The 23611-nt window shown below is 39.2% G+C and carries 14 protein-coding genes and 8 pseudogenes; 7 read left to right on the top strand and 15 right to left on the bottom strand.

All coding sequences use genetic code 11. From position 1 onward, the window contains the following. Positions 1 to 184: 184 nt before the first annotated feature. The 9 genes and pseudogenes from QMQ21_RS15535 to QMQ21_RS15495 form a co-directional block, all read right to left on the bottom strand. Entirely contained in the window at positions 185 to 3442 is a 3258-nt protein-coding gene (locus tag QMQ21_RS15535) for a DEAD/DEAH box helicase family protein (RefSeq protein WP_261814756.1), read from the bottom strand. A gap of 164 nt (positions 3443 to 3606) precedes the next feature. Further along, the gene (locus QMQ21_RS15530) at positions 3607 to 5493 is read right to left on the bottom strand and encodes an Eco57I restriction-modification methylase domain-containing protein (RefSeq protein WP_261814755.1); all 1887 of its coding nucleotides are present in this window, start codon (positions 5491 to 5493) and stop codon (positions 3607 to 3609) included. 75 nt (positions 5494 to 5568) lie between these two features. Beyond that, entirely contained in the window at positions 5569 to 5823 is a 255-nt protein-coding gene (locus QMQ21_RS15525) for a type II toxin-antitoxin system RelE family toxin (protein ID WP_014017264.1), read from the bottom strand. 1 nt (position 5824) lies between these two features. Beyond that, the gene (gene relB, locus QMQ21_RS15520; RefSeq protein ID WP_000208079.1) at positions 5825 to 6067 is read right to left on the bottom strand and encodes a type II toxin-antitoxin system RelB family antitoxin; all 243 of its coding nucleotides are present in this window, start codon (positions 6065 to 6067) and stop codon (positions 5825 to 5827) included. 90 nt (positions 6068 to 6157) lie between these two features. Next, a complete protein-coding gene (locus QMQ21_RS15515; protein WP_138701213.1) occupies positions 6158 to 6967 on the bottom strand; it encodes an MBL fold metallo-hydrolase in 810 nt (269 codons plus the stop codon). A 1-nt stretch (position 6968) separates the two neighbouring features. Beyond that, on the bottom strand, positions 6969 to 8318 hold the full coding sequence (vicK, locus tag QMQ21_RS15510) for a cell wall metabolism sensor histidine kinase VicK (protein WP_119947827.1): 1350 nt from the start codon (positions 8316 to 8318) through the stop codon (positions 6969 to 6971). Continuing rightward, a pseudogene (yycF, locus tag QMQ21_RS15505) lies at positions 8311 to 9013 on the bottom strand (response regulator YycF). The gene vicK and the pseudogene yycF overlap by 8 nt, the downstream one beginning before the upstream one ends. A gap of 55 nt (positions 9014 to 9068) precedes the next feature. Continuing rightward, positions 9069 to 10241, bottom strand: a pseudogene (mutY, locus tag QMQ21_RS15500) (A/G-specific adenine glycosylase). Positions 10242 to 10699: 458 nt separating this feature from the next. Next, positions 10700 to 12368 (bottom strand): annotated as a pseudogene (locus QMQ21_RS15495) (formate--tetrahydrofolate ligase). A gap of 229 nt (positions 12369 to 12597) precedes the next feature. On the opposite strand from QMQ21_RS15495, the gene coaB reads away from it, so the two are divergent. The 5 genes and pseudogenes from coaB to QMQ21_RS15470 all read left to right on the top strand — a co-directional run bounded on the left by coaB (position 12598) and on the right by QMQ21_RS15470 (position 15741). Next, positions 12598 to 13287 (top strand): phosphopantothenate--cysteine ligase, encoded by a 690-nt coding sequence (gene coaB, locus QMQ21_RS15490; RefSeq protein WP_138707158.1) that lies wholly within the window; start codon positions 12598 to 12600, stop codon positions 13285 to 13287. An 11-nt stretch (positions 13288 to 13298) separates the two neighbouring features. Next, positions 13299 to 13850 (top strand): phosphopantothenoylcysteine decarboxylase, encoded by a 552-nt coding sequence (gene coaC, locus QMQ21_RS15485; RefSeq protein WP_261814752.1) that lies wholly within the window; start codon positions 13299 to 13301, stop codon positions 13848 to 13850. Beyond that, positions 13834 to 14397 (top strand): ECF transporter S component, encoded by a 564-nt coding sequence (locus QMQ21_RS15480; protein WP_023933626.1) that lies wholly within the window; start codon positions 13834 to 13836, stop codon positions 14395 to 14397. Before coaC ends, QMQ21_RS15480 begins: the two co-directional genes overlap by 17 nt. A 290-nt stretch (positions 14398 to 14687) precedes the next feature. Beyond that, positions 14688 to 15215 carry an ECF transporter S component gene (locus tag QMQ21_RS15475; protein WP_001097400.1) on the top strand — a complete coding sequence of 176 codons (528 nt, stop codon included), beginning with the start codon at positions 14688 to 14690 and terminating at the stop codon, positions 15213 to 15215. A gap of 11 nt (positions 15216 to 15226) precedes the next feature. Beyond that, positions 15227 to 15741: pseudogene (locus QMQ21_RS15470) on the top strand (3H domain-containing protein). Here QMQ21_RS15470 and QMQ21_RS15465 read toward each other — a convergent pair. From QMQ21_RS15465 to QMQ21_RS15440, 6 genes and pseudogenes are all read right to left on the bottom strand, one after another. After that, positions 15738 to 16205 (bottom strand): 8-oxo-dGTP diphosphatase, encoded by a 468-nt coding sequence (locus QMQ21_RS15465; RefSeq protein WP_000091551.1) that lies wholly within the window; start codon positions 16203 to 16205, stop codon positions 15738 to 15740. The pseudogene QMQ21_RS15470 and the gene QMQ21_RS15465 overlap by 4 nt on opposite strands. Positions 16206 to 16273: 68 nt before the next feature. After that, positions 16274 to 16762 carry a GNAT family N-acetyltransferase gene (locus QMQ21_RS15460; protein ID WP_000216002.1) on the bottom strand — a complete coding sequence of 163 codons (489 nt, stop codon included), beginning with the start codon at positions 16760 to 16762 and terminating at the stop codon, positions 16274 to 16276. Beyond that, a pseudogene (locus tag QMQ21_RS15455) lies at positions 16728 to 16865 on the bottom strand (GNAT family N-acetyltransferase); the annotation flags it as partial. The gene QMQ21_RS15460 and the pseudogene QMQ21_RS15455, both read right to left, overlap by 35 nt. A 106-nt stretch (positions 16866 to 16971) precedes the next feature. Next, positions 16972 to 17397 (bottom strand): annotated as a pseudogene (locus QMQ21_RS15450) (GNAT family N-acetyltransferase); the annotation flags it as partial. Between the two features lie 9 nt (positions 17398 to 17406). Next, positions 17407 to 19394 (bottom strand): annotated as a pseudogene (gene uvrB, locus QMQ21_RS15445) (excinuclease ABC subunit UvrB). 76 nt (positions 19395 to 19470) lie between these two features. After that, a pseudogene (locus QMQ21_RS15440) lies at positions 19471 to 20462 on the bottom strand (CPBP family intramembrane glutamic endopeptidase). Between the two features lie 172 nt (positions 20463 to 20634). Here QMQ21_RS15440 and QMQ21_RS15435 point away from each other — a divergent pair. Then, positions 20635 to 22800 carry an ABC transporter substrate-binding protein/permease gene (locus QMQ21_RS15435; RefSeq protein ID WP_023936214.1) on the top strand — a complete coding sequence of 722 codons (2166 nt, stop codon included), beginning with the start codon at positions 20635 to 20637 and terminating at the stop codon, positions 22798 to 22800. Continuing rightward, the gene (locus tag QMQ21_RS15430; protein ID WP_023936216.1) at positions 22800 to 23540 is read left to right on the top strand and encodes an amino acid ABC transporter ATP-binding protein; all 741 of its coding nucleotides are present in this window, start codon (positions 22800 to 22802) and stop codon (positions 23538 to 23540) included. Before QMQ21_RS15435 ends, QMQ21_RS15430 begins: the two co-directional genes overlap by 1 nt. Positions 23541 to 23611 lie beyond the last annotated feature (71 nt).

Raw genomic sequence — 23611 nt, 5'->3', positions numbered from 1 at the left:
TGAAATAGTACCCTATCACTCTAAAACGTTGTTATAAAATGCTTTAAATTCCTAATTGATTTGTTCATATCTTATTTCAATCCATTATACATCTTCCCACAATAAAACGCATAATATCAAGGATTGTCAATACCTTATCTTATGCGTTTTTCTGATTTCAAAGAATTTTGACTCAGCCTTCTTTTTAATTATTTTCAAAATAGGAATCAACCAACTCCTGAATTCTTCCTTCTTTAGCTGCTGGAATAGTATCTGCTAAAACAAAATTCTTCCTACTGATATCTTTAGAAAGATTTCCAAAAATAAAATTAGTCGAGATATTATAGATAATCTCAGACGGAGCAAATCCATAAACCTGATTCTCTAAAATATGCTTCAAACGTTTTTCAGAATCTGGAAATAATTGTTTCAAACCATCACTATTATAGAGGCGTTTAACCAATTCTGCAATATAGAGACCTGACTTCATATATAAATCAATAAAAGTCTTAGATGGATCATCAAAAATCCCTGGATTTTCCTTTTCCAAATCATCCACCATCCTTTTCACCACTCGTTTAGGAGTGAAAATTTGGTTGGTCTTCTGTGGTGGAATATAGTCAAAAATATCTTCTTTTTGGTCTTTAAAATAATCCGCCAACTCCTTTTTCTTGCGAAGAAATTCTTGAATAGCTTCGTCAAATGTTGCTCGATCAAAGAGATGTCCTGCAAAATCTTGTCCTCCATCTCTCAAATAACGAAATTGATCAATCGTAATACCAGTCACCTCAAAGAAGACTTGCTCAGGAACAAAGGTATCAAAATTATCAAGTGTTAGAGATTGATTGCCATAAGCCATAATAAAACTTGGGATGGTTCGTGCAAATCCACGAAGATGGTCACGAATCTCATCTTGAGCTGATTGTTTCAACTGCTCAACACGTTTTCTCTCAACCTGTTCGATAAATCTCTCAGGCATTTTCTCTACTTCTTTTTTGAGTGTTTGTTCTAGTTTTTCTTTATGAATGAGTTTATTTTCTTCTAAACGTTTTTCCAAATCTTCTTGAATCTTATCTTTTTGCGCTTTATCATTTGCTTCTTTGAGCTGCTGTTGCAACTCTTGCTTGATATGAGCTTCAGAAATTTTTCTTTCGATATCATTTTTTAGAATTTCATTCTCAAGTGTTGCTGTAATTTGTTTCTTGATGTGGTCTGCTTCTCGAGTTTTAAGGTCATCATATCCAACTTTCAATTCCTCTACAATCACTGAAGAAACTGTCTTGCTCAAATCATTTGCCAATTGTTTTTGAGTTCGTTCCTCATCTTTTGTGACTAACTCAGCAACAGATTCACCAAGCCCATAAACTTTTTCACCAAAAAGTCGCATTTGCTGATTAACTACAATTTCATGGTCTACTACTGCATTTCCCTCATCATCGACTGTAACATCTGAAAAGTCTAATAAATCAGAACTATCTTGTACCTTCCCTTCCTTTTCAACTGGCAGCTCATTTAAAATGTCTAGAACTGTTTGACTAGCTTGGAAAATACCGCTGATATTATCAAATAATAGATTGGACATAAAGCCACGTTTAAGAACTTCTCTAGCTTTTATCTGGCGAGGAATGGTTAGAACCGCCTTGGCATCAATTTCAACCATCTTACCAGCACGGTCTTCAGCTATGACAGGGAAGAAATTGAGTAATTCTCTGATGTTTTCTTCACGAGTTGTCGAAGTCCCGCCGCCTCCTGCAGTCGCAAGCGATAAGTTGTTGGCAAACTCATCAAAGAGAATCAAGGTTCTTTCCGGCGCAAAGTCAAATACATAGGCTCTTTCTTTGCGAAAGTGATTTCCTTTGTTATCGGTCCATGAATATGGGTTCTGAGCACGAAATGCAGCCTGCATATAAAGAGCAGGTGATTTCAAATTTGATAACATCAATACACCTGTCCATTCAGGGATAGTGACCCCTGTCGTCAACTGACCAACGGAGAGGGTAATGGTTTTGTCATTCTCTGCTATCGCTTTTCTAACCAAGTCCAAGGATTTGAGTTTGACTTTATCGTCATCCTCGGACATACGCCCGTCGCCAGCAGCTAACACAATCTCATAATTTTCATAGATGGGATGTTCTTCTAGTAGTGCTTTTAAAGCTTTAGCTGAGGCTACACGTTCTAACAGCCAAAAAGTATGCTTGAGTTCGTTCCGAAGTTCTTTGGTTGAAAATGGATATTTTTCATTGCTTGACAGAGTATCTAACCAATTTCTGACATCTTGTTCATGGATAAATTTCCCTTTATCATCTGTAGCGAAAAATTCACTCAAGTCAAAAGCATAGTCAATATTTTCACCATCAAGTTGAGCGCCTTTCTCTAGCTCTTCACCAATCATCTGAGACATTTGATAGGTAAAGAGATTTAACTGAGGTAAGGTTTCATATGGATTTTCCTCTTCTTGCTCAGGCGACCAAATAGTTTTGGCTGCCTGCTCATCAGCATAAGACCAGTTATAGATTTGCTCCTCGGTAAACTCTCCCTTTGCCAATGCTTTAAATGGTGTACCTGACAAATGCAGAGTAAAATTCCGTCGAATCTTATTAAAGGCTTGGTCAGTCTTGAAGGTATCAACTCCTTCATGAGCCTCGTCAATAACCAACAAATCCCAATGCAGATCAGTCACCCATTTGAGTTTATCGTGCTCTCCACCTAAATAAACAGAACCTTTCAAGTCTTGGAGACTGATAAAAGCAAGTTGTCTTACATCGTCATCTAAAATACCAACAAATTCTTTACGTGACAAAGTTGGACGACTCTTAAGGCTATCTGATTCAGAAACAAACTTGTAAGTCGTCTGGCCTGCTATGAATGTTTCAAAATCATCATACCATGAGTTAGCAATGGCAGGGCGGTTTGTTACAATTAGGACATTAACAGCTTCCATTCGACGAGCTAGGTCATAGGTAGACAAGGTTTTACCAAATCGTGGTTTGGCATTCCAGAGAAATTTGCCTCCAGCATGTTCTTGGAAATAAGCTAATGTCTTAGCAACTGCTTCTTCTTGCTCTTGTCGCAGAGTATAGTCCTGTCCTTTTCCAGGTTGATAACCAGACAAATCATGCTGAACAAATTTATCGAATAGATTTTTAGATTTTTCAGGAGTTCCATTAAAATAGAACCATTCCGTCTTAGGACGACGTTCTACATCATGGAAAGACAAGAAATGGTGGAAATCATGATCCTTGAAAGTTTTCCCCTTATCAGGCTCTTCTGTATAAGCTGCATCACCAGTCCATAATATGTCTGTATCTATATGAGCTGTATGCGTTTGCTCCTTGATACGTTGTGTGACATCACGTTCTGTATACCCAATCTTAATCCAGCCTTCATTACTGGTTACTGTCGGTGTGGTGTAGGCATAGATTTTAGGATGAATCTCTTTAGTGGTTTTAATTTCTACTGGCATAAGTTTTCCTTTTTTGAACGTTTGCTAACCAAGTCAATTTATCTAACAAATGACTTTCTCATCTCATAAGTACAAAAAGGGTCAGGGCATCGTATGCTTCCTGACCTAATCCTATATAGTCATTTTAGATCATTGAGCACTATTTGTCAAATAAAAATACTTTTCTAATCCATCTCCCTTACATGATTCTCAATAAAGGCAATTTCTTCAGGGGAAAGGTCATATTTTTGATCAAGCTGGCGGTCAATATCAGCCACTGATTGTGTCCAATCAATGTCCGAATTGACCGTAAAGTCTTGGAGTGGGACGTAATACCAAGTTTTGCGTGAATTATGCTGAGTAACTTTCAAAACACCTAATAATACTCTAGCGAATTTAGTTTTAATAAATTTAATACAAGCATCGGCTTCAAATTTTGTTTTAAAATTACCAATAGATAAAAAAGTATCTGTATGCCCGATTAGGGGTTCCCCGATTAGGGGTTCCCCGATTAGGGGTGTTGATAAGACTTCACCTAAGGCACCACTTCCATTAGCTTCTGGTACAAAAACATTATAATTTTCGAATGTTTTCGGTAAATCTAAATATTTTTTATTAATATATCGATAAACACGTTCGGAGCCAATTCTTCCAAGTAGAGCAACATGGTCTTTTTCTTCGTTGTTTTTGAAAACAAAATCTAACTGAGTTAGTGATTTCGAAACAATTTTATTTTTTGTTCCTTTTCCTTGCAGCTTTTCAGCATTTGGATAATCAGAAAAAAGTTTATTTGAAAATCTATAAATACCTTGAGGATAAACTAAATCAGAAAAAGTTTCAAATTCTGGATGTTTTTCGATTTTTTTTACAATACCATTCAAAGTTTCAAAAATAGTAAATACTCCGATTGGTCCCAAATCTTTATCAACATCACGATAAGTTATTGCTACTCCACCCTTAATATCCGTTCCTGTAAATACTTTACCGCTTTTAAGTTCATAGAATTGAACTTTTAAATGCTTGTCTTCAAGCATCTTTTCCATCCAATTTTTAGGAGTTTGACCAGCTTTAAATAAAAACCTTGCTGGGGTGATTAGTATAGATTTATCTGCGATTTTATAAGCTTCATCAATAAAATAGTGATATATCGGCTCATCTCTAGCTTCTCCTATTTCCTGATACGGCGGATTTCCTATCACGACATCAAATTTCATTTCACTTTCCTCGCTAGATAGGCGCTCAAAACCTATCATTCTATTCTTTTTCCAGTCTTTGATATGGGTTTTAGATTCTTCTACATCTTGGACCTCTAGCTCATCCGCAAACAAACTCAATTGTTGAGATTGCCTTTGTTTAGCTGAATAAGGACTGGTTTTTTTCAGTCCATCCATCTGAAAGACATTGTAAGAGATGATAGTTGCAATCTCTTTCTTCTGCTCTAATGTTGGTTGATTTCCAGTCTTAGCTAGATAATAGTCCTCAAAAGTTGCCAAAAGATTTTCACGCGCCAAAAGGAGAGAATCTCCTTGATACTCATAGCCATAAGAAGCTCGATAAGCTTTTTTTACAAATTCATAAAAGGTGACTTCATCTGAGACCTCACGACTAATGCGCTGCAATTTTCTATCAACAAAACCAACTCGTTCAGATAATGGAATTTCCTTACCAGTCACTGTATCATAGCGAGTTACCATATAAGGTGCTTCACCACAAGTTATCTCTAACCACCGTAAGTCAACATACTCTTCAAGACTTAACGAGCCTAGTTCCGATTCTACATATCCATTTTGCTTTGCGACCAACCAAGTTGGTGTAAACACTTCTGCCCTTATTTTTGTACGATCTTTTTGCTCATACTTGGATTTTTCAGATCTGGGCTGAATCAAGTTAGCATAGTTTCCAGTAACCTTACTTGGACTAATACTATCACTAGGACTAAAGCCTTTTCCTAACAAGTTATAAGAATGCGTCGCCCAAACTATATTTTTCTTTGTTGTTCTATCTTTTAAAAGTATTTTTAATAAATCAGCAGACTCCTTAGCCAACTGCTCTTCACTAATATCTATTGCCATAAAGCAACCTCTCTTGTATTGTAAGCCCTATTATATCATATTTAAAAGAATGAAAATTTACTTGAAAAAAGTAATTCAATAAATATCTCTCCGATGACCAACTTCTAGAGTAGCAATGACTAATTCATCATCTACAATTTGTACGATAACTCGATAATTACCAATTCTATAGCACCATTGACCAACGCGATTACCAACCAAAGCCTTTCCGTGTCGTCTTGGGTCTTCCAAAACATTGGATTGTAAATAATTTGTAATTAGCTTCTGCGTATAACGGTCCAATTTTTTCAATTGCTTGATGAATCGTCTTGTCGGAACTAATTTATACAAATTATTCATCCTCCAAGCCTAAATCATGCATCATTTCTTCCCAAGTAATGGGTTCAACTCCTTTTTCCAAGTCTTCTAAATACTCTTGATAGGCTAAATCTGCCACACGAGCATCGTATTCGTCTTCTAGAGCTTCAAGAGTTTTGGTGCGGATCAGTTCCGACAGGGAAACTCCTTCAAACTTAGCCATTGCTTTCATAAATGTTTTATCAGCTTCAGAAACTTTTAATGTAATAGTAGTCATCTTTTGCACTCCCTTTTTTAATGGTAACACCATTGTATTACTTTTTAGGTGTTCAGTCAATATAAAAAGAACACCTTCTCAGCGTTCTTTCTATATGTCCGTCAATGGTGTTGCGGTATCTGGTGAGGTATCATAAACCTTAAAGTCTACTCCGACTCCCAGATCAGCTTGAGCCAGCTGATTGACCATGGTCATATGAGCCAGTTCCTTGATATTGTTTTCCTTAGATAAATGCCCAAGGTAAATCTTCTTAGTACGATTTCCTAGCGTCCGAATCATAGCTTCAGCACCGTCCTCGTTAGAAAGGTGACCAAGGTCAGATAGGATTCGTTGTTTGAGTCGCCAAGCGTAAGAACCTGATCGCAAAATCTCTACATCATGGTTGGCCTCGATAAGATAGCCATCCGCATTTTCGACAATGCCCGCCATACGGTCACTGACATAACCTGTATCTGTCAAAAGAACAAAACTCTTGTCATCCTTCATAAAGCGATAGAACTGCGGTGCGACTGCATCATGGCTTACACCAAAACTCTCGATGTCGATATCTCCAAAAGTTTTGGTTTTACCCATTTCAAAAATATGCTTTTGCGAAGAATCCACCTTGCCAAGATATTTACTATTTTCCATAGCTTGCCAGGTCTTTTCATTGGCATAAAGATCCATACCATACTTGCGAGCCAAAACGCCCACTCCATGGATATGATCTGAATGCTCATGGGTAATCAAGATGGCATCCAGGTCTTCTGGTTTGCGATTTATTTCAGCAAGGAGACTGGTAATTTTCTTGCCAGACAAGCCTGCATCCACTAAAAGCTTCTTTTTTGGGGTTTCCAGATAAAAGGAATTTCCACTGGAACCCGACGCTAAAATACTGTATTTAAAGCCTATTTCACTCATTCTAGTCTTCTACTTCATCCTCCCATACTTCTTCTTTCACTGCATCCTTATCATAAGGGAGCACAATGGTAAAGGTTGATCCCTTACCGTATTCACTCTTGGCCCAAATAAAGCCCTTATGTTGTTTGATAATTTCTTTGGCAATAGACAGTCCTAGACCTGTACCACCTTGTGCACGACTTCTAGCACGATCCACACGATAGAAACGGTCAAAGATACGTGGTAAATCCTGCTTAGGAATCCCCAAACCCTGGTCAGAAATGGATAAAATCATCTGGTCTTCAGTTGTCTTCATTCTGACAGTGATTTTACCCCCATCTGGCGAATACTTAATAGCATTATTTAAAATATTGTCGACAACCTGTGTCATCTTATCTGTATCAATTTCCATCCAGATAGAATTGATGGGATAATCTCTCACCAACTCATATTTTTTCTCCTTTTCCTGTCCTTTCATCTTGTCAAAACGATTGAGGATAAAGGTAATAAAGGCAGTAAAGTTAATCAGTTCCACATCCAAGTGACTGGTGGCATTATCAATCCGTGAAAGATGAAGGAGATCCGTCACCATGCGCATCATACGGTTGGTTTCGTCCAGAGACACCTTGATAAAGTCTGGTGCTACAGTTTCACACAAAGCCCCCTCATCCAAGGCTTCAAGATAGGATTTCACGCTGGTTAAAGGAGTCCGTAACTCATGGCTAACATTGGAAACAAAGAGTCTCCGTTCGCGTTCTTCCTTCTCCTGCTCCGTCGTATCATGCAAAACAGCCACCAAACCTGAAATAAAGCCAGACTCTCGACGTATCAAGGCAAAGCGAACTCGAAGGTTCAAATATTCGCCATTGATATCTTGGGAATCTAGCAACAATTCTGGACTTTGGGTAATCAAATCACGCAATTCATAGTCTTCTTCTATCTTGAGCAATTCCAAAATGCTTCTATTCAGAACATCTTCCTGAACCAGCCCCAGTTGCTTCTTGGCTGTATCGTTAATCATGATAATCTGACCCCGACGGTTGGTCGCAAGAACCCCATCTGTCATATAAAACAGAATACTATTTAGCCTCTTACTTTCTTGTTCTAGATTTTCCTGAGTGAGACGAATAACCTCCGACAAGTCATTCAAATTATTGGTAATATTGGTGATTTCAGACCCACCTTGCATATCAAGAACCTTGGAATAATCTCCTGCAATCAAATCTTTAACCTTTTGATTGACTTGCTTCAATCGAATATTATCACGTCTATTCTCCAGTAATAAGAGGGTCACAACAAGGATGAAACCTAACAAAATCAGGATAAAGATAAAATCTCTGGTAAAAATGGTTTGTTTCAGTAAATCAAGCATTATTTCTCATGTAATACCCTACACCACGGCGCGTCAAGATATACTCTGGTCGGCTGGGCGTATCTTCAATCTTCTCACGCAGACGTCGGACAGTCACATCAACCGTACGGACATCACCAAAATAGTCATAACCCCAGACAGTCTCAAGCAAGTGTTCGCGCGTGATGACTTGACCTGTATGCGATGCTAAATGATACAAAAGCTCAAATTCACGATGGGTTAAGTCTAGTTCTTCGCCATATTTTTTAGCCACGTAGGCGTCTGGAACAATTTCTAAATCCCCAATTTGGATAGGTTGAGGTTTACTATCTGCTTCCTGACCATCTACTGGCATAGGTTGAGAACGACGCAGAAGAGCTTTAACACGCGCCTGCAACTCACGATTGGAGAAGGGTTTCGTTACATAGTCATCTGCCCCAAGTTCCAAACCGATAACCTTATCAAACTCGCTGTCTTTAGCCGACAGCATGATAATAGGTACACTACTTGTCTTACGAATGGTCTTAGCAACTTCTAAACCATCAATTTGGAAGCATCAAATCCAAAATAATAATATCTGGCTGCTCTGCTTCAAATTGCTCTAGCGCTTCACGACCGTTAAAAGCAGTTACAACTTCGTAACCTTCCTTGGTCATATTAAACTTGATAATATCCGAGATTGGTTTCTCATCATCTACAATTAGTATTTTTTTCATATGTTCACCTTTTTCTCTACTATTATACCAAAAAAATAACAAGAAGACACGATAGCTAGTCTTTGTTACTGTCTAAGTTGGCTTTTGCATAATCCTGCCAGATTTTTTGTTGGGGTTTGGCAAGTGGGTGATTCTTGAACTCTTCTGGTGAAAGCCAGCGAACTTCCTATCTGAAAAATCATGGAAGTCAGTCACCTGACCTACTACAATTTGAACATGCCACTTGCGATGGCTAAAGACATGCTTGACAGTCTCAAAATAAACATCAAGCCAAGCAACATCTAGGTCATAGTCCTGCTGGAAACTCTCCTCTGGACTGGGGCCAAAATTCACACTTTCTTCTGCAACCTGATGAAAGAGGTCAAACTGCTCTTCTTTCGAAAAATCATCAACTTCTACCAGTGGGAAATGCCAAAAACCTGCCAATAGCTTTTCGCTTTCATTTTTTTCAAGCAAAAATTGTCCCTGACTATTCTTTACCACCAAGGCTTTGAGATAAATAGGAACTGGCTTTTTCTTGGGAGCCTTGATTGGATAACGGTCCATTGTGCCATACTGATATGCTGCACTAAAGTCCTTCACTGGACTGTCTTCTGGCCTAGGATTAATAGCGCCTCAATATCAGACCCCAAGTCCATCAAGGCTTGATTGAAATCACCTGACGATCCGGATCAATCAAGATTTCCATCATTGCCTGAAAAATTTTGCGATTACTTGGAATCCCAATATCATGGTTGACCTCAAACAGACGCGCCAAAACCCGCATAACATTACCATCTACAGCTGGCTCAGGCAAGTTAAAAGCAATACTGGAAATGGCTCCTGCTGTGTAAGGACCAATCCCTTTCAAGCTAGAAATTCCTTCATAGGTGTTTGGAAATTGACCCCCAAAGTCAGCCATAATCTGCTGGGCTGCAGCCTGCATATTGCGAACTCGAGAATAATATCCCAGTCCCTCCCAAGCCTTCAACAAACGCTCTTCAGGCGCATTCGCCAAACTTTCGACAGTTGGAAACCAGTCCAGGAATCTTTCGTAGTAAGGGATAACTGTATCCACTCTGGTCTGCTGGAGCATAATTTCAGAAACCCAGATATGATAAGGATTTTTACTTCTACGCCACGGTAAATCTCTTTTGTTTTCATCATACCAACTGAGAAGTTTCTGACGGAAAGAAATAATCTTCTCCTCCGGCCACATGACAATACCGTATTCTTTCAAATCTAACATATCTCTAGTATAACACAGAAGACTCTAACTGTCCTTTTCCTAGTATTAAAAAGCCTCTTCCCAAGGGAAAGAGGACTGATACTCAATGAAAATCAAAGAGCAAACTAGGAAGCTTAGCCGCAGGTTGCTCAAAACACTGTTTTGAGGTTGTGGATAGAACTGACGTAGTCAGCTCAAAACACCGTTTTGAGGTTGCAGATAGAACTGACGTAGTCAGTAACATCTATACGGAAAGGTGAATCTGACGTGGTTTGAAGAGATTTTCGAAGAGTATAGTTCTTATTGATGAACTGCTTGCAACAAATAAGAAATAGGTGGGGCAAAAGTCTTTAAACTCAAAAAACACATAATATTCGGTGTTGAAAAACCTTGATATTATGCGCTCTATTATGGGGAAATTTACTTCATTTTCTCCTGAAATTGAGTTTTTCCAATCTCTCAAAGTCAATTGCGATATACTAGAACAAGCCTAGAACGGTTCCATCGCTTTCAACATCCATGTTGAGGGCTGCTGGTCGTTTTGGAAGGCCTGGCATAGTCATGACATCACCAGTTAAGGCAACGATGAAGCCTGCACCTAATTTTGGTACCAATTCACGAATGGTAATTTCAAAGTTTTCAGGTGCTCCAAGTGCATTTGGATTATCTGAAAAACTATATTGAGTTTTAGCCATACAGATTGGTAATTTGTCCCAACCATTTTGAACAATTTGAGCGATTTGCGTTTGAGCTTTCTTTTCAAAGTTCACTTTGCTACCACGGTAGATTTCAGTAACAATCTTTTCAATCTTTTCTTGGACAGAAAGGTCATTATCATACAAACGTTTATAGTTAGCTGGATTTTGAGAGATAGTCTTGACAACCGCTTCAGCAAGAGCTACTCCACCTTCCGCGCCATCAGCCCAGACACTAGCCAATTCAACTGGTACATCGATTGAGGCACAAAGTTCTTTCAAGGCTGCGATTTCTGCTTCAGTATCAGAGACAAATTCATTGATTGCTACAACTGCTGGAATACCGAACTTACGGATGTTCTCAACATGGCGTTTCAAGTTGGCAAAAATGGCACGAACTGCCTCTACGTTTTCCTCTGTCAAAGCATCTTTAGCCACACCACCATTCATCTTAAGGGCACGAAGGGTTGCGACAATGACAACTGCATCTGGAGATGTTGGCAAGTTTGGTGTCTTAATATCAAGGAATTTCTCGGCACCAAGGTCTGCACCAAAACCAGCTTCAGTAACTGTGTAATCAGCCAAGTGAAGGGCTGTGCTTGTTGCCAAGACAGAGTTACATCCGTGAGCGATATTAGCAAATGGACCACCGTGTACAAAGGCAGGTGTACCGTAAATTGTCTGAACCAAGTTTGGCTTAATAGCATCCTTTAAAATCAATGCTAAGGCACCTTCAACCTGCAAATCACCTACAGAAACAGGCGTACGGTCATAGCGATAACCAATAACGATATTGGACAAACGACGTTTCAAGTCCTCGATGTCCGTTGCCAAGCAAAGAATAGCCATGATTTCAGAAGCAACTGTAATGTCAAATCCATCCTCACGTGGAATACCGTTTAGAGGGCCACCAAGTCCAACAGTTACATGACGAAGGGCGCGATCATTCAAGTCCACAACGCGTTTCCAGAGGATACGACGTTGGTCAATTCCCAACTCATTCCCTTGATGTAAGTGGTTGTCAATCAAGGCAGAAAGAGCATTGTTGGCAGTCGTAATGGCATGCATGTCTCCAGTAAAGTGAAGGTTGATGTCTTCCATTGGTAGAACTTGAGCATAACCACCGCCAGCAGCACCCCCTTGATCCCCATGACTGGACCAAGAGACGGTTCGCGGATAGCAATCATGGTTTTCTTGCCAATCTTGTTCAAGGCATCCGCAAGACCAATGGTAATAGTTGATTTTCCTTCACCTGCAGGTTTGGATTGATGGCAGTAACCAAAATCAATTTCCCAACTGGATTGCTCTCAACTGCACGAATTTTATCAAAGCTAAGCTTAGCCTTGTACTTTCCATACAACTCCAAATCATCGTAAGAAATACCAAGTTTCTCTACAACATCAACGATTGGCTTCAACTCAATACTCTGTGCGATTTCAATATCTGTTTTCATTCAAAACTCCTCTAACCTCTTATATGATAATTCATTATATCACAAAACAAGATTTTTAACATCCTCAAACTCTCTAAACGTTCGTAAATATCCATTTTTTTAAGGTTTTTAGAGCCCTTTCTTAAATTTTATATGGCTTTATAGTTTGAAACTATAGTAAATATTCGTTTCTACCAAAAATTTATCACTTTCATTTTACTTACCGTTTATTTTTGTGTACAATAGTGCTATGAAAATTTTAGTTACATCGGGCGGTACCAGCGAAGCTATCGATAGCGTCCGCTCTATCACTAACCATTCTACAGGTCACTTGGGGAAAATCATCACAGAAACCTTGCTTGCTTCAGGACATGAAGTTTGTTTAATGACGACAAAACGAGCTTTGAAGCCAGAATCCCATCCCAACCTAATCATTCGAGAAATTAACAATACCAAGGATCTTCTACTGGAAATGCAAGAACGGGTTGCAGATTATCAGGTTTTGATTCACTCAATGGCGGTGTCCGACTACACTCCTGTTTATATGACAGGTCTAGAGGAAGTTCAGTCTAGCTCCAATTTGGAAGAATTTTTAAGCAAGCAAAATCATCAAGCTAAGATTTCTTCGACTGATGAGGTTCAGGTTTTATTCCTTAAAAAGACACCCAAAATCATCTCTCTAGTCAAGGAATGGAATCCTGCTATTCATCTGATTGGTTTCAAACTGCTGGTTGATGTTACCGAAGACCATCTGGTTGACATTGCTAGAAAAAGTCTTATCAAGAACCAAGCAGACTTGATTATCGCAAATGACCTGACTCAAATTTCAGCAAACCAGCATCGTGCAATCTTTGTTGAAAAAGATCAGCTTCAAACAGTCCATACTAAAGAAGAAATTGCAGAACTCCTCCTTGAAAAAATTCAAACCTATCATTCATAGAAAGGAAAGCTATGGCAAACATTCTCTTGGCTGTAACGGGCTCAATCGCCTCTTACAAGTCGGCAGATTTAGTCAGTTCTCTAAAAAAACAAGGTCATCAAGTCACTGTTTTAATGACTCAGGCTGCTACAGAGTTTATCCAACCTTTGACACTACAGGTACTCTCACAGAATCCTGTCCACTTGGATGTCATGAAGGAACCTTATCCTGACCAAGTAAATCATATCGAACTTGGAAAAAAGGCGGATTTATTTATCGTGGCCCCTGCAACTGCTAACACTATTGCAAAACTAGCCCACGGCTTTGCGGATAACATGGTAACCTGTACAGCTCTAGCCCTGCCCAGTCATATTCCCAAACTCATCGCACCAGCTATGAATACAAAAATGTATGACCATCCAGCAACTCAGGCTAATCTGAAAACATTAGAAGCCTACGGCTATCAGCTGATTGCTCCTAAGGAATCCCTACTAGCTTGTGGCGACCATGGACGAGGAGCTTTAGCCGACCTCACAATTATTTTAGAAAGAATAAAGGAAACTATCGATGAAAAAACGCTCTAATATTGCACCCATTGCTATCTTTTTTGCTACCATGCTCGTGATACACTTTCTGAGCTCACTTATCTTTAACCTTTTTCCATTTCCAATCAAACCGACCATTGTTCATATTCCTGTCATTATTGCCAGCATTATTTATGGTCCACGAGTTGGGGTTACACTTGGATTTTTGATGGGATTACTTAGCTTGACGGTTAACACGATTACGATTCTACCGACAAGCTACCTCTTCTCTCCCTTCGTACCAAACGGAAACATCTACTCAGCTATCATTGCCATCGTCCCACGTATTTTGATTGGTTTAACTCCTTACTTAGTCTATAAACTGATGAAAAACAAGACTGGTCTGATTTTAGCTGGAGCCCTTGGTTCACTAACCAATACAGTCTTTGTACTTGGTGGAATTTTCTATCTTTTTGGAAATGTTTTTGATGGTAATATCCAAAAACTCCTAGCAACTGTTATCTCAACAAATTCGATTGCCGAATTAATCATTTCCGCAGTTCTAACCCTAGCCATTGTTCCAAGACTACAAACCTTGAAGAAATAAAAACAATCTCCACTTTCATACTTGAAGGTGGAGATTTTGCTCTATACAGTTTCTTTTTAGTGAAATCTTTACCAATATTTATACTCAATGAAAATCAAAAAGTAAACTAGGAAGCTAGCCGCAGGTTGCTCAAAACACGGTTTTGAGATTGCAGATGGAAGCTGACGTAGTTTGAAGAGGTTTTCGAAGAGTATTAACTTAAAAACAACCTATAAACCTAAGTAAATCCTTGCTTTATTGTCTATTTTATTGTGCTATACTAGTGTATATACAATAAAAAGGAGATTCTTATGAATACACGGAAAAAGACACAATTTATGACAATGACTGCCCTCTTAACAGCTATTGCGATTTTGATTCCAATTGTTATGCCTTTCAAGATCGTCATTCCACCTGCTTCTTACACTTTGGGAAGCCACATCGCTATTTTTATCGCTATGTTCTTGTCGCCCTTAATGGCTGTTTTTGTCATCCTAGCCTCTAGTTTTGGATTCTTGATGGCTGGCTACCCCATGGTTATCGTATTTCGAGCTTTTTCCCATATCTTTTTTGGGACTTTGGGGGCTCTTTACCTACAAAAATTCCCCGATACCCTAGATAAACCAAAATCTTCCTGGATTTTCAACTTTGTTTTGGCTGTTGTTCATGCCCTTGCTGAAGTATTGGCCTGTGTCGTTTTTTACGCAACTTCTGGTACCAATGTAGAAAATATGTTTTATGTTCTATTTGTACTAGTTGGATTTGGTACAATTATCCATAGTATGGTAGACTATACATTAGCACTAGCTGTCTATAAAGTGCTTCGAAAACGCCGTTAAAAGGAAGAACTATGACAAAAGATCGCAAACAAGCCCTGCTCCAACTCTTGAAAGAAGCTCCTAAAGCCCTCAATGGCCAAAGATTAGCTGAGCACTTTCATGTCACTCGACAAGTTATTGTTCAAGATATTGCAATTTTAAGAGCTGATGGATCTCCAATTCTATCTACCAATCGTGGTTATATCTATAAAGATGCTAATGCAAATACTTATCATCACAAATTATTTAAGGTCAAGCATGAAGTTGAAGAAATTGGACGAGAATTACTTGCTATCGTAGATAATGGTGGTCGCGTTCAAAATATCTTGATTGATCATCCTGTTTATGGAGAGATTGAAACCTTACTAAAACTGACCTGTCGCCGCGACGTGCAACATTTTCTAGAACAAGTTGAACGTTCTGACTTTAAGCCAATTTCTGAGTTAACAGATGGTATTCATTATCACCTAGTTGAAGCCGAGACACAACAAGACCCCACTATATCGAGGAGGCCTTGGATCAGCTTGGTTATTTAGTAAAGGATTAGAAAATTTTCTTTTCCCAATCGTCTTCTGTACGGTGGCGGTAGAAAAACTCTGACTTGTCAGGAGCGTCCATCATCTCCATCAAAGGTAACATATCATAGGCCAGATCCAAGTTTGGAATCTGGTCTTTTTGCACCCAAGAAACTTCTCCCTCTTCTGAAGATTGAAGGGTACCAGAGAACTCAGTTGCCTTATAACAAACGACAATGTAGCGCCCGCCTGTATCTAGTGGCCAGTTCTTGATACCGACCAGTTGAGGATTTTGGATAGTCAATCCTGTTTCTTCGTAGATTTCACGAATGACAGACTCCGCGAAAGACTCGCCATTTTCTACATGGCCTCCTGGAAAGGCATAACCAGACCAGCGATTGGTTTCAGGAGAGCGATACTGCATCACCACGCGCTGAGTTTCGAGGTCTTCAATCAGACAAATGTTTGTTAAAATCGTTAATTGGGAACGGGACATAAATTTACTCGCTTTCTAATTTATTAAATTTTCAGACTTGGTACCATATTAGCTTTTACTTTTGAGAATTATTTAGAATAGAATACCATCCGTTTTTCCTTTATAGGCTTTCCAAGTTCAAGTATTTTTTCTTGTCCATCAAAAGTAAAACCCATTTTTTGATAGAAAGCAATGGCGCGCTTGTTATCTTTCAATACCCATAAGAAAATTTCAGAAAAATGATTAAGATCAGTCAAAGCTGCTTTCACTAACTTTTGTGCGATTCCTTTTCCATAATAGTCTTTTAAAACATATAAAGCAATAATTTCACCAGCTTGAATAGTCTCATCACGACAGTTGCCATAACTTATAAAACCAACTATCTTCACACCATCCATCGCAATCAATGTATTTTCTGGATACTTTTGACTAAAGAGTCGACATCTTTCTAATGTCATTGTCTCCTGAAATTCCGCAGGCAAAAGGTCATCATAAGCCTCTCTCCACGTTTGCCAGTGAACGAAGGATTTACCTTCTATCTCTTCAGGAGTTTCCATTGATTTGATAATAACCGTCATTTATTTTCTCCCAGTCTTCTCTCAAAATACCATATTTAATACTGTCAAAATATTTACCTTGATAATAACGAACTTTTGGAATATGAGCTTCTTTTTTCATTCTTATACTCAATGAAAATCAAAGAGCAAACTAGGAAGCTAGCCGCAAGCTGTACTTGAGTACGGTAAGGCGACGCTGACGTGGTTTGAATTTGATTTTCGAAGAGTATTAATTTTTCAGCAAGTTTCATCATACCAATATTTCCTGACCAAGTTGTCAAACCCAGATGCTCCAACTCCAAGTAATCCTGAAACGTCCTATCTATCCACTGTAACATAGCAACTTTCCCAATACCAGTGTTCCAGAATTTTTTATCATAAATACCAATTCCCAATTCCATCCATCTTGTTTCTTTACATACCCAATAACGCGAAACAGTCCCAACTAGTTTATCATCAACAAAAATACCAAGGCGATTTGAGTGGCTTAAAATGGATTCTGATTTTTGTAGTTCGAATTCTTTAAAATTTGAAAAATACTGATAATCATCATAATAGGGAGCATCATACTGTTTCCAAACTGGATTAAGCTGTGAATAAGCCATTTCCCATAAAGACATCAAATCTTCTTTCTTTAACTTTCTTAAATAAATCATACTATTCCCCTAATCCAAGGCCTTGACTTCCAGCATCATATCACGAATCTGAGCTGCTAGTTCAAAGTCAAGCACTTCAACGGCTTCTTGCATTTGTTTTTCGAGTTTCTTAACAAGTTCTTTGCGCTCTTGTTTGTTTAGGCTATTGATATCGATTTCCTTGTCCTCTTCCTTAGCAACTACCTTGGTCACGGCAATCAGGTCACGAATTTCTTTCTTGATGGTTTGTGGAACGATACCATGTTCTTCATTATAGGCCATCTGGATTTTCCGACGGCGGGCAGTTTCATCGATAGCACGTTGCATAGACTGGGTAACGGTGTCAGCATACATGATGACATGACCTTCACTGTTACGGGCGGCACGCCCAATGGTCTGGATGAGTCCACGCTCGTTACGAAGGAAACCTTCCTTGTCAGCATCGAGAATCGCTACGAGGCTCACTTCAGGAACGTCAATTCCTTCACGAAGGAGGTTGATTCCGACCAAGACATCAAAGACACCCAAGCGCAGGTCACGGATGATCTCCGTCCGTTCCAAAGTCTTGATATCCGAGTGCATGTACTTGACCTTGATGCCCATTTCCTTGAAGTAGTCAGTCAAGTCTTCTGCCATTTTCTTAGTCAAGGTTGTGATAAAGGTTCGTTCGTTCTTTTCAACACGGGCATTGATTTCACCCAAAAGGTCATCAATCTGTCCCATAGTCGGACGGACTTCCACCTCAGGATCCAAGAGTCCCGTTGGACGAATGATTTGCTCAATTACTGTCTCGGTCTGTTCATTTTCATAGTCGCCCGGTGTCGCTGAAACGTAAACAATCTGATGGACATGGCTTTCAAACTCTTCACGACGGAGAGGACGATTATCCAGAGCAGACGGCAAACGAAAACCATAATTAACCAGCATTTCCTTACGCGAACGGTCTCCATTGTACATGCCTTTTATTTGTCCCATAGTCATATGACTCTCGTCAATCATAATCAAAAAATCATCTGGGAAGAAGTCGAGAAGCGTATAAGGAGGCTCACCTTCGCTCCGTCCATCCATGTGACGTGAGTAGTTTTCAACCCCGTTGGTATAGCCCATCTCACGTAACATCTCAATATCATACTCTGTCCGCTGTTTCAAACGCTGGGCCTCCAGCAGTTTATCTTCCTTCTCAAAGACAGCTAGTTGCTCTTCTAATTCTGCTTGAATCTTGGCAATGGCAACTTCCATATGGTCGTCATTGGTCACAAAGTGAGTAGCTGGGAAAATCGCCAAATGATCCACTTCTCCCAACACCTGACCTGTCAGAGCCTCAACCTCACGGATACGGTCAATTTCGTCTCCAAAAAATTCTACTCGAAAGGCGTGTTCATCACGGGAAGCTGGGAAAATCTCCACCACATCCCCACGAACGCGAAATCTTCCCCGTTGGAAATCAATATCATTTCGCTCAAATTGGATATCCACCAAGTCATTCAAGAGTTTATCACGGGAAATTTCAAGACCTGGACGGAGACTAACGACACTATCAGCGTATTCCTTGGGCGAACCCAGACCATAGATACAAGAGACTGAGGCCACGACAATAACATCATTACGCTCCAAAAGGGCTGAGGTAGCTGAGTGGCGAAGCTTGTCAATCTCGTCATTGACAGAACTATCCTTCTCAATATATGTATCGCTAGAAGGGACATAGGCCTCTGGCTGGTAATAATCATAGTAGGATACGAAATACTCAACTGCATTTTCAGGGAAAAATTCCTTAAACTCCCCATAGAGCTGTCCTGCTAACGTTTTATTGTGGGCAATGACCAGAGTGGGTTTATTGACTTTGGAAATGACCTGACTCATGGTATAGGTCTTCCCTGTTCCAGTCGCCCCCATCAGAATCTGAGCTTTTTCTCCCCCTCGATATTATCAACCAACTGCTCGATAGCTTGGGGTTGATCTCCTGAAGGTTGATATTTTGATACTAGTTTAAATTGATTTTCTGTAATGCGGTTAATCATAAGAATCCTCTCTCCATGTGCTATTCCTATTTTAGCATACTTATAGCATTTTCACGAAGAAAAGGACGGACCGAAGTCACATCCTTTCATTTTCTTTCTTTAATTGATAAGCGAGATAAAGAATCAGCAGAAACAAAATAATACTGGACACGATGGAACCCTCAATACCAAAAGACCCACCAGAAAGCCAGTCTTGATTGCCTTGTGGAGTAAATTTCATGATTGAGGTTCCTGAAGACTGACCACTAACTAATACTCCAAAGAGGTTTCCCTGTGCGAAATTCCAAGCTCCATGAATACCACCTATACCCCATATAGTATCTGTTTTAAGAAGATATAGGGACATGGCAACTCCGAATAGGAAGAGATTCACTAGAGATAGAGGTGTTAGACCAGAATTGCCCATATGAAGCAGGGTAAAGAACAGGCTAGATATAAGAACAGCAAGTTTTAGATTAGTTCTTGAGGCCAATTGTGGAAGGAGCCAAGCACGGGCCACCACTTCTTCTGCCGTTCCTTGTAAAATCCAAAAAGGTATTGTAAATAAAGTAAAAGCTAGCGAATAAGTATCCAAGTGAATGGAGTCAAATTGATACTGCCCCAACACTACTAGTCCAGCCAAAGCAAGTATAAAGAGGGATAGACCAAGACCGTATCCTTTAAATAAGGCACTTAAAAAATTTTCTTTATAGAATCCCAAGGTTCGAATCGGTCTTTTCTCTACTTTTCTAGTCCATCTAAACACAGTTAAGATGATAAAACCAAAGGACAATAATTCAAATATTAAATGGATGTCACTTGTTTTATCAGATAAATTCTGAAATAACATTTGAAGGAAATCTGCAATTCTTTGACCACCCATACCAAGATTGCCAAATAGCCCGATCAATGCTAAAAAACTAAGGCCAAAAAAAATAGCCCGATCAATGCTAAAAAACTAAGGCCAAAAAATAGAGAAGATATGAACTCAGATATATAGACGAAAAATAGAGCTAACAAGGGGCTTGTGTAAATGTTTAAACTCATTTTAGAAGTTTCAGAGTCTTTTAAGATTCTTTTGTCTTTCATAACTTTATCCTCTTTTACTATATGATATACCTTTATTATAGCACTTCTGTTGTGTGATTCAAGACAAAACAAGAATTATGGATGTTATATTTTCTAACACAGAAATATAAAAATTTGCCTTTTTTTACTTTTTCTGATATAATGGGAAAATATTCGGAAAAGGAGACTAAAAATGAAGAAAAAATTTCTAGCATTTTTGCTAATTTTATTCCCAATTTTCTCATTAGGTATTGCAAAAGCTGAGACGATTAAGATTGTTTCTGATACCGCCTATGCGCCTTTTGAGTTTAAAGATTCAGATCAAACTTATAAAGGAATTGATGTTGACATTATTAACAAAGTCGCTGAGATTAAAGGATGGAACATTCAGATGTCCTATCCTGGATTTGACGCAGCGGTCAATGCGGTTCAAGCTGGTCAAGCTGATGCTATCATGGCAGGGATGACAAAGACGAAAGAACGTGAAAAAGTTTTCACCATGTCTGATACTTACTATGATACAAAAGTTGTCATTGCAACTACTAAGTCACACAAGATTAGTAAATATGACCAATTAAAAGGAAAAACTGTTGGTGTTAAAAACGGAACAGCCGCTCAACGTTTCCTTGAAAGTATCAAGGATAAATACGGTTTTACTATTAAAACATTTGACACTGGTGATTTGATGAACAACAGCTTGACTGCTGGTGCCATCGATGCCATGATGGATGACAAACCTGTTATCGAGTATGCCATTAACCAAGGGCAAAACCTCCATATTGAAATGGATGGGGAAGCTGTAGGAAGTTTTGCTTTCGGTGTTAAAAAAGGTAGCAAATACGAGCACTTAGTCACTGAATTTAACCAAGCCTTAGCTGAAATGAAAAAAGATGGTAGTCTTGATAAAATCATCAAGAAATGGACTGCTTCATCGTCTTCAGCAGTGCCAACTACAACTACTCTTGCAGGCTTAAAAGCTATTCCTGTTAAAGCTAAATACATCATTGCCAGCGATTCTTCTTTTGCACCTTTTGTTTTCCAAAATTCAAGCAACCAATACACTGGTATTGATATGGAATTGATTAAGGCAATCGCTAAAGACCAAGGTTTTGAAATTGAAATCATCAACCCTGGTTTTGATGCTGCTATCAGTGCTGTCCAAGCTGGTCAAGCAGATGGTATCATTGCTGGTATGTCTGTCACAGATGCTCGTAAGGCAACTTTTGACTTCTCAGAATCATACTACACAGCCAATACTATCCTTGGTGTCAAAGAATCAAGTACCATTGCTTCTTATGAAGATTTGAAAGGGAAGACAGTTGGTGTTAAAAACGGAACTGCTTCTCAAACCTTCCTAACAGAAAATCAAAGCAAATACGGCTACAAAATCAAAACCTTCGCTGATGGTTCTTCAATGTATGACAGTTTAAACACTGGTGCCATTGATGCCGTTATGGATGATGAACCTGTTCTCAAATATTCTATCAGCCAAGGTCAAAAATTGAAAACACCAATCGCTGGAACTCCGATCGGTGAAACAGCTTTTGCCGTTAAAAAAGGAGCAAATCCAGAATTGATTGAAATGTTCAACAACGGACTTGCAAACCTTAAAGCAAACGGAGAATTCCAAAAGATTCTTGATAAATACCTAGCTAGTGAGTCATCAACTGCTTCAACAAGCACTGTTGATGAGACAACTATCTGGGGCTTGCTTCAAAACAACTACAAACAACTCCTTAGCGGTCTTGGTATCACTCTTGCTCTAGCTCTTATCTCATTTGCTATTGCCATTGTCATCGGGATTATCTTCGGTATGTTTAGCGTTAGCCCATACAAATCTCTTCGCGTCATCTCTGAGATTTTCGTTGACGTTATTCGTGGTATTCCATTGATGATTCTTGCAGCCTTCATCTTCTGGGGAATTCCAAACTTCATCGAGTCGATCACAGGTCAACAAAGTCCAATTAACGACTTTGTAGCTGGTACTATTGCCCTATCTCTCAATGCAGCCGCTTATATCGCTGAGATCGTTCGTGGTGGTATTCAGGCCGTTCCAATTGGACAAATGGAAGCCAGCCGAAGCTTGGGTATCTCTTATGGAAAAACCATGCGTAAGATTATCTTGCCACAAGCAACTAAATTGATGTTGCCAAACTTTGTCAACCAATTCGTTATCGCTCTTAAAGATACAACCATCGTATCTGCTATCGGTTTGGTTGAACTCTTCCAAACTGGTAAGATTATCATTGCCCGTAACTACCAAAGTTTCAAGATGTATGCAATCCTTGCTATCTTCTATCTTGTAATTATCACACTTTTGACTAAACTAGCGAAACGCTTAGAAAAGAGGATTCGTTAATGGCAAAATTAAAAATTGATGTAAATGATTTACACAAAAGCTACGGAAAAAATGAAGTTTTAAAAGGAATTACGACTAAGTTCTATGAAGGAGATGTCGTTTGTATCATCGGTCCTTCAGGTTCTGGTAAGTCAACTTTCCTCCGTAGCCTTAATCTTCTAGAAGAAGTTACTAGCGGTCACATCACTGTGAACGGTTATGACTTAACAGAAAAAACAACCAACGTTGACCACGTCCGTGAAAATATCGGAATGGTTTTCCAACACTTCAACCTCTTCCCACACATGTCTGTATTGGACAACATTACTTTTGCTCCTATTGAGCACAAGTTGATGACTAAGGAAGAAGCTGAGAAATTGGGAATGGAGTTGCTTGACAAGGTTGGGCTAGCAGATAAGGCTAAGGCCTGTCCAGATAGCCTGTCAGGTGGTCAAAAACAACGTGTGGCCATCGCTCGTGGACTAGCAATGAATCCAGACATCATGCTCTTTGATGAACCAACTTCTGCCCTTGACCCTGAGATGGTCGGAGACGTACTAAACGTTATGAAGGAATTAGCGGAGCAAGGCATGACCATGATCATTGTAACCCACGAGATGGGATTTGCCCGTCAGGTTGCTAACCGCGTTATCTTTACTGCAGATGGTGAATTCCTTGAAGACGGAACACCTGATCAAATCTTTGATAACCCACAACACCCACGTCTGAAAGATTTCTTGGACAAGGTCTTAAACGTTTAAACGCAAACTGTAAGGATTTCCTTGCAGTTTTTTTCTACCTCGTATTGGAATTTTTGATTTTTCGGAAAATT

The organism is Streptococcus bouchesdurhonensis (assembly GCF_948472335.1).
Note: the sequence above shows the minus strand (reverse complement) of the source record. Positions and strands in the feature narration are given on the sequence as shown.

Coding starts and splice junctions, on each gene's coding strand:
- coaB (WP_138707158.1), top strand. CDS start 12,598: ATGAAAATTTTAGTTACATCGGGCGGTACCAGCGAAGCTATCGATAGC.
- QMQ21_RS15480 (WP_023933626.1), top strand. CDS start 13,834: ATGAAAAAACGCTCTAATATTGCACCCATTGCTATCTTTTTTGCTACC.
- QMQ21_RS15535 (WP_261814756.1), bottom strand. CDS start 3,442: ATGCCAGTAGAAATTAAAACCACTAAAGAGATTCATCCTAAAATCTAT.
- vicK (WP_119947827.1), bottom strand. CDS start 8,318: ATGCTTGATTTACTGAAACAAACCATTTTTACCAGAGATTTTATCTTT.
- QMQ21_RS15430 (WP_023936216.1), top strand. CDS start 22,800: ATGGCAAAATTAAAAATTGATGTAAATGATTTACACAAAAGCTACGGA.
- QMQ21_RS15460 (WP_000216002.1), bottom strand. CDS start 16,762: ATGACGGTTATTATCAAATCAATGGAAACTCCTGAAGAGATAGAAGGT.
- QMQ21_RS15530 (WP_261814755.1), bottom strand. CDS start 5,493: ATGGCAATAGATATTAGTGAAGAGCAGTTGGCTAAGGAGTCTGCTGAT.
- QMQ21_RS15465 (WP_000091551.1), bottom strand. CDS start 16,205: ATGTCCCGTTCCCAATTAACGATTTTAACAAACATTTGTCTGATTGAA.
- coaC (WP_261814752.1), top strand. CDS start 13,299: ATGGCAAACATTCTCTTGGCTGTAACGGGCTCAATCGCCTCTTACAAG.
- QMQ21_RS15475 (WP_001097400.1), top strand. CDS start 14,688: ATGAATACACGGAAAAAGACACAATTTATGACAATGACTGCCCTCTTA.
- QMQ21_RS15515 (WP_138701213.1), bottom strand. CDS start 6,967: ATGAGTGAAATAGGCTTTAAATACAGTATTTTAGCGTCGGGTTCCAGT.
- QMQ21_RS15435 (WP_023936214.1), top strand. CDS start 20,635: ATGAAGAAAAAATTTCTAGCATTTTTGCTAATTTTATTCCCAATTTTC.
- relB (WP_000208079.1), bottom strand. CDS start 6,067: ATGACTACTATTACATTAAAAGTTTCTGAAGCTGATAAAACATTTATG.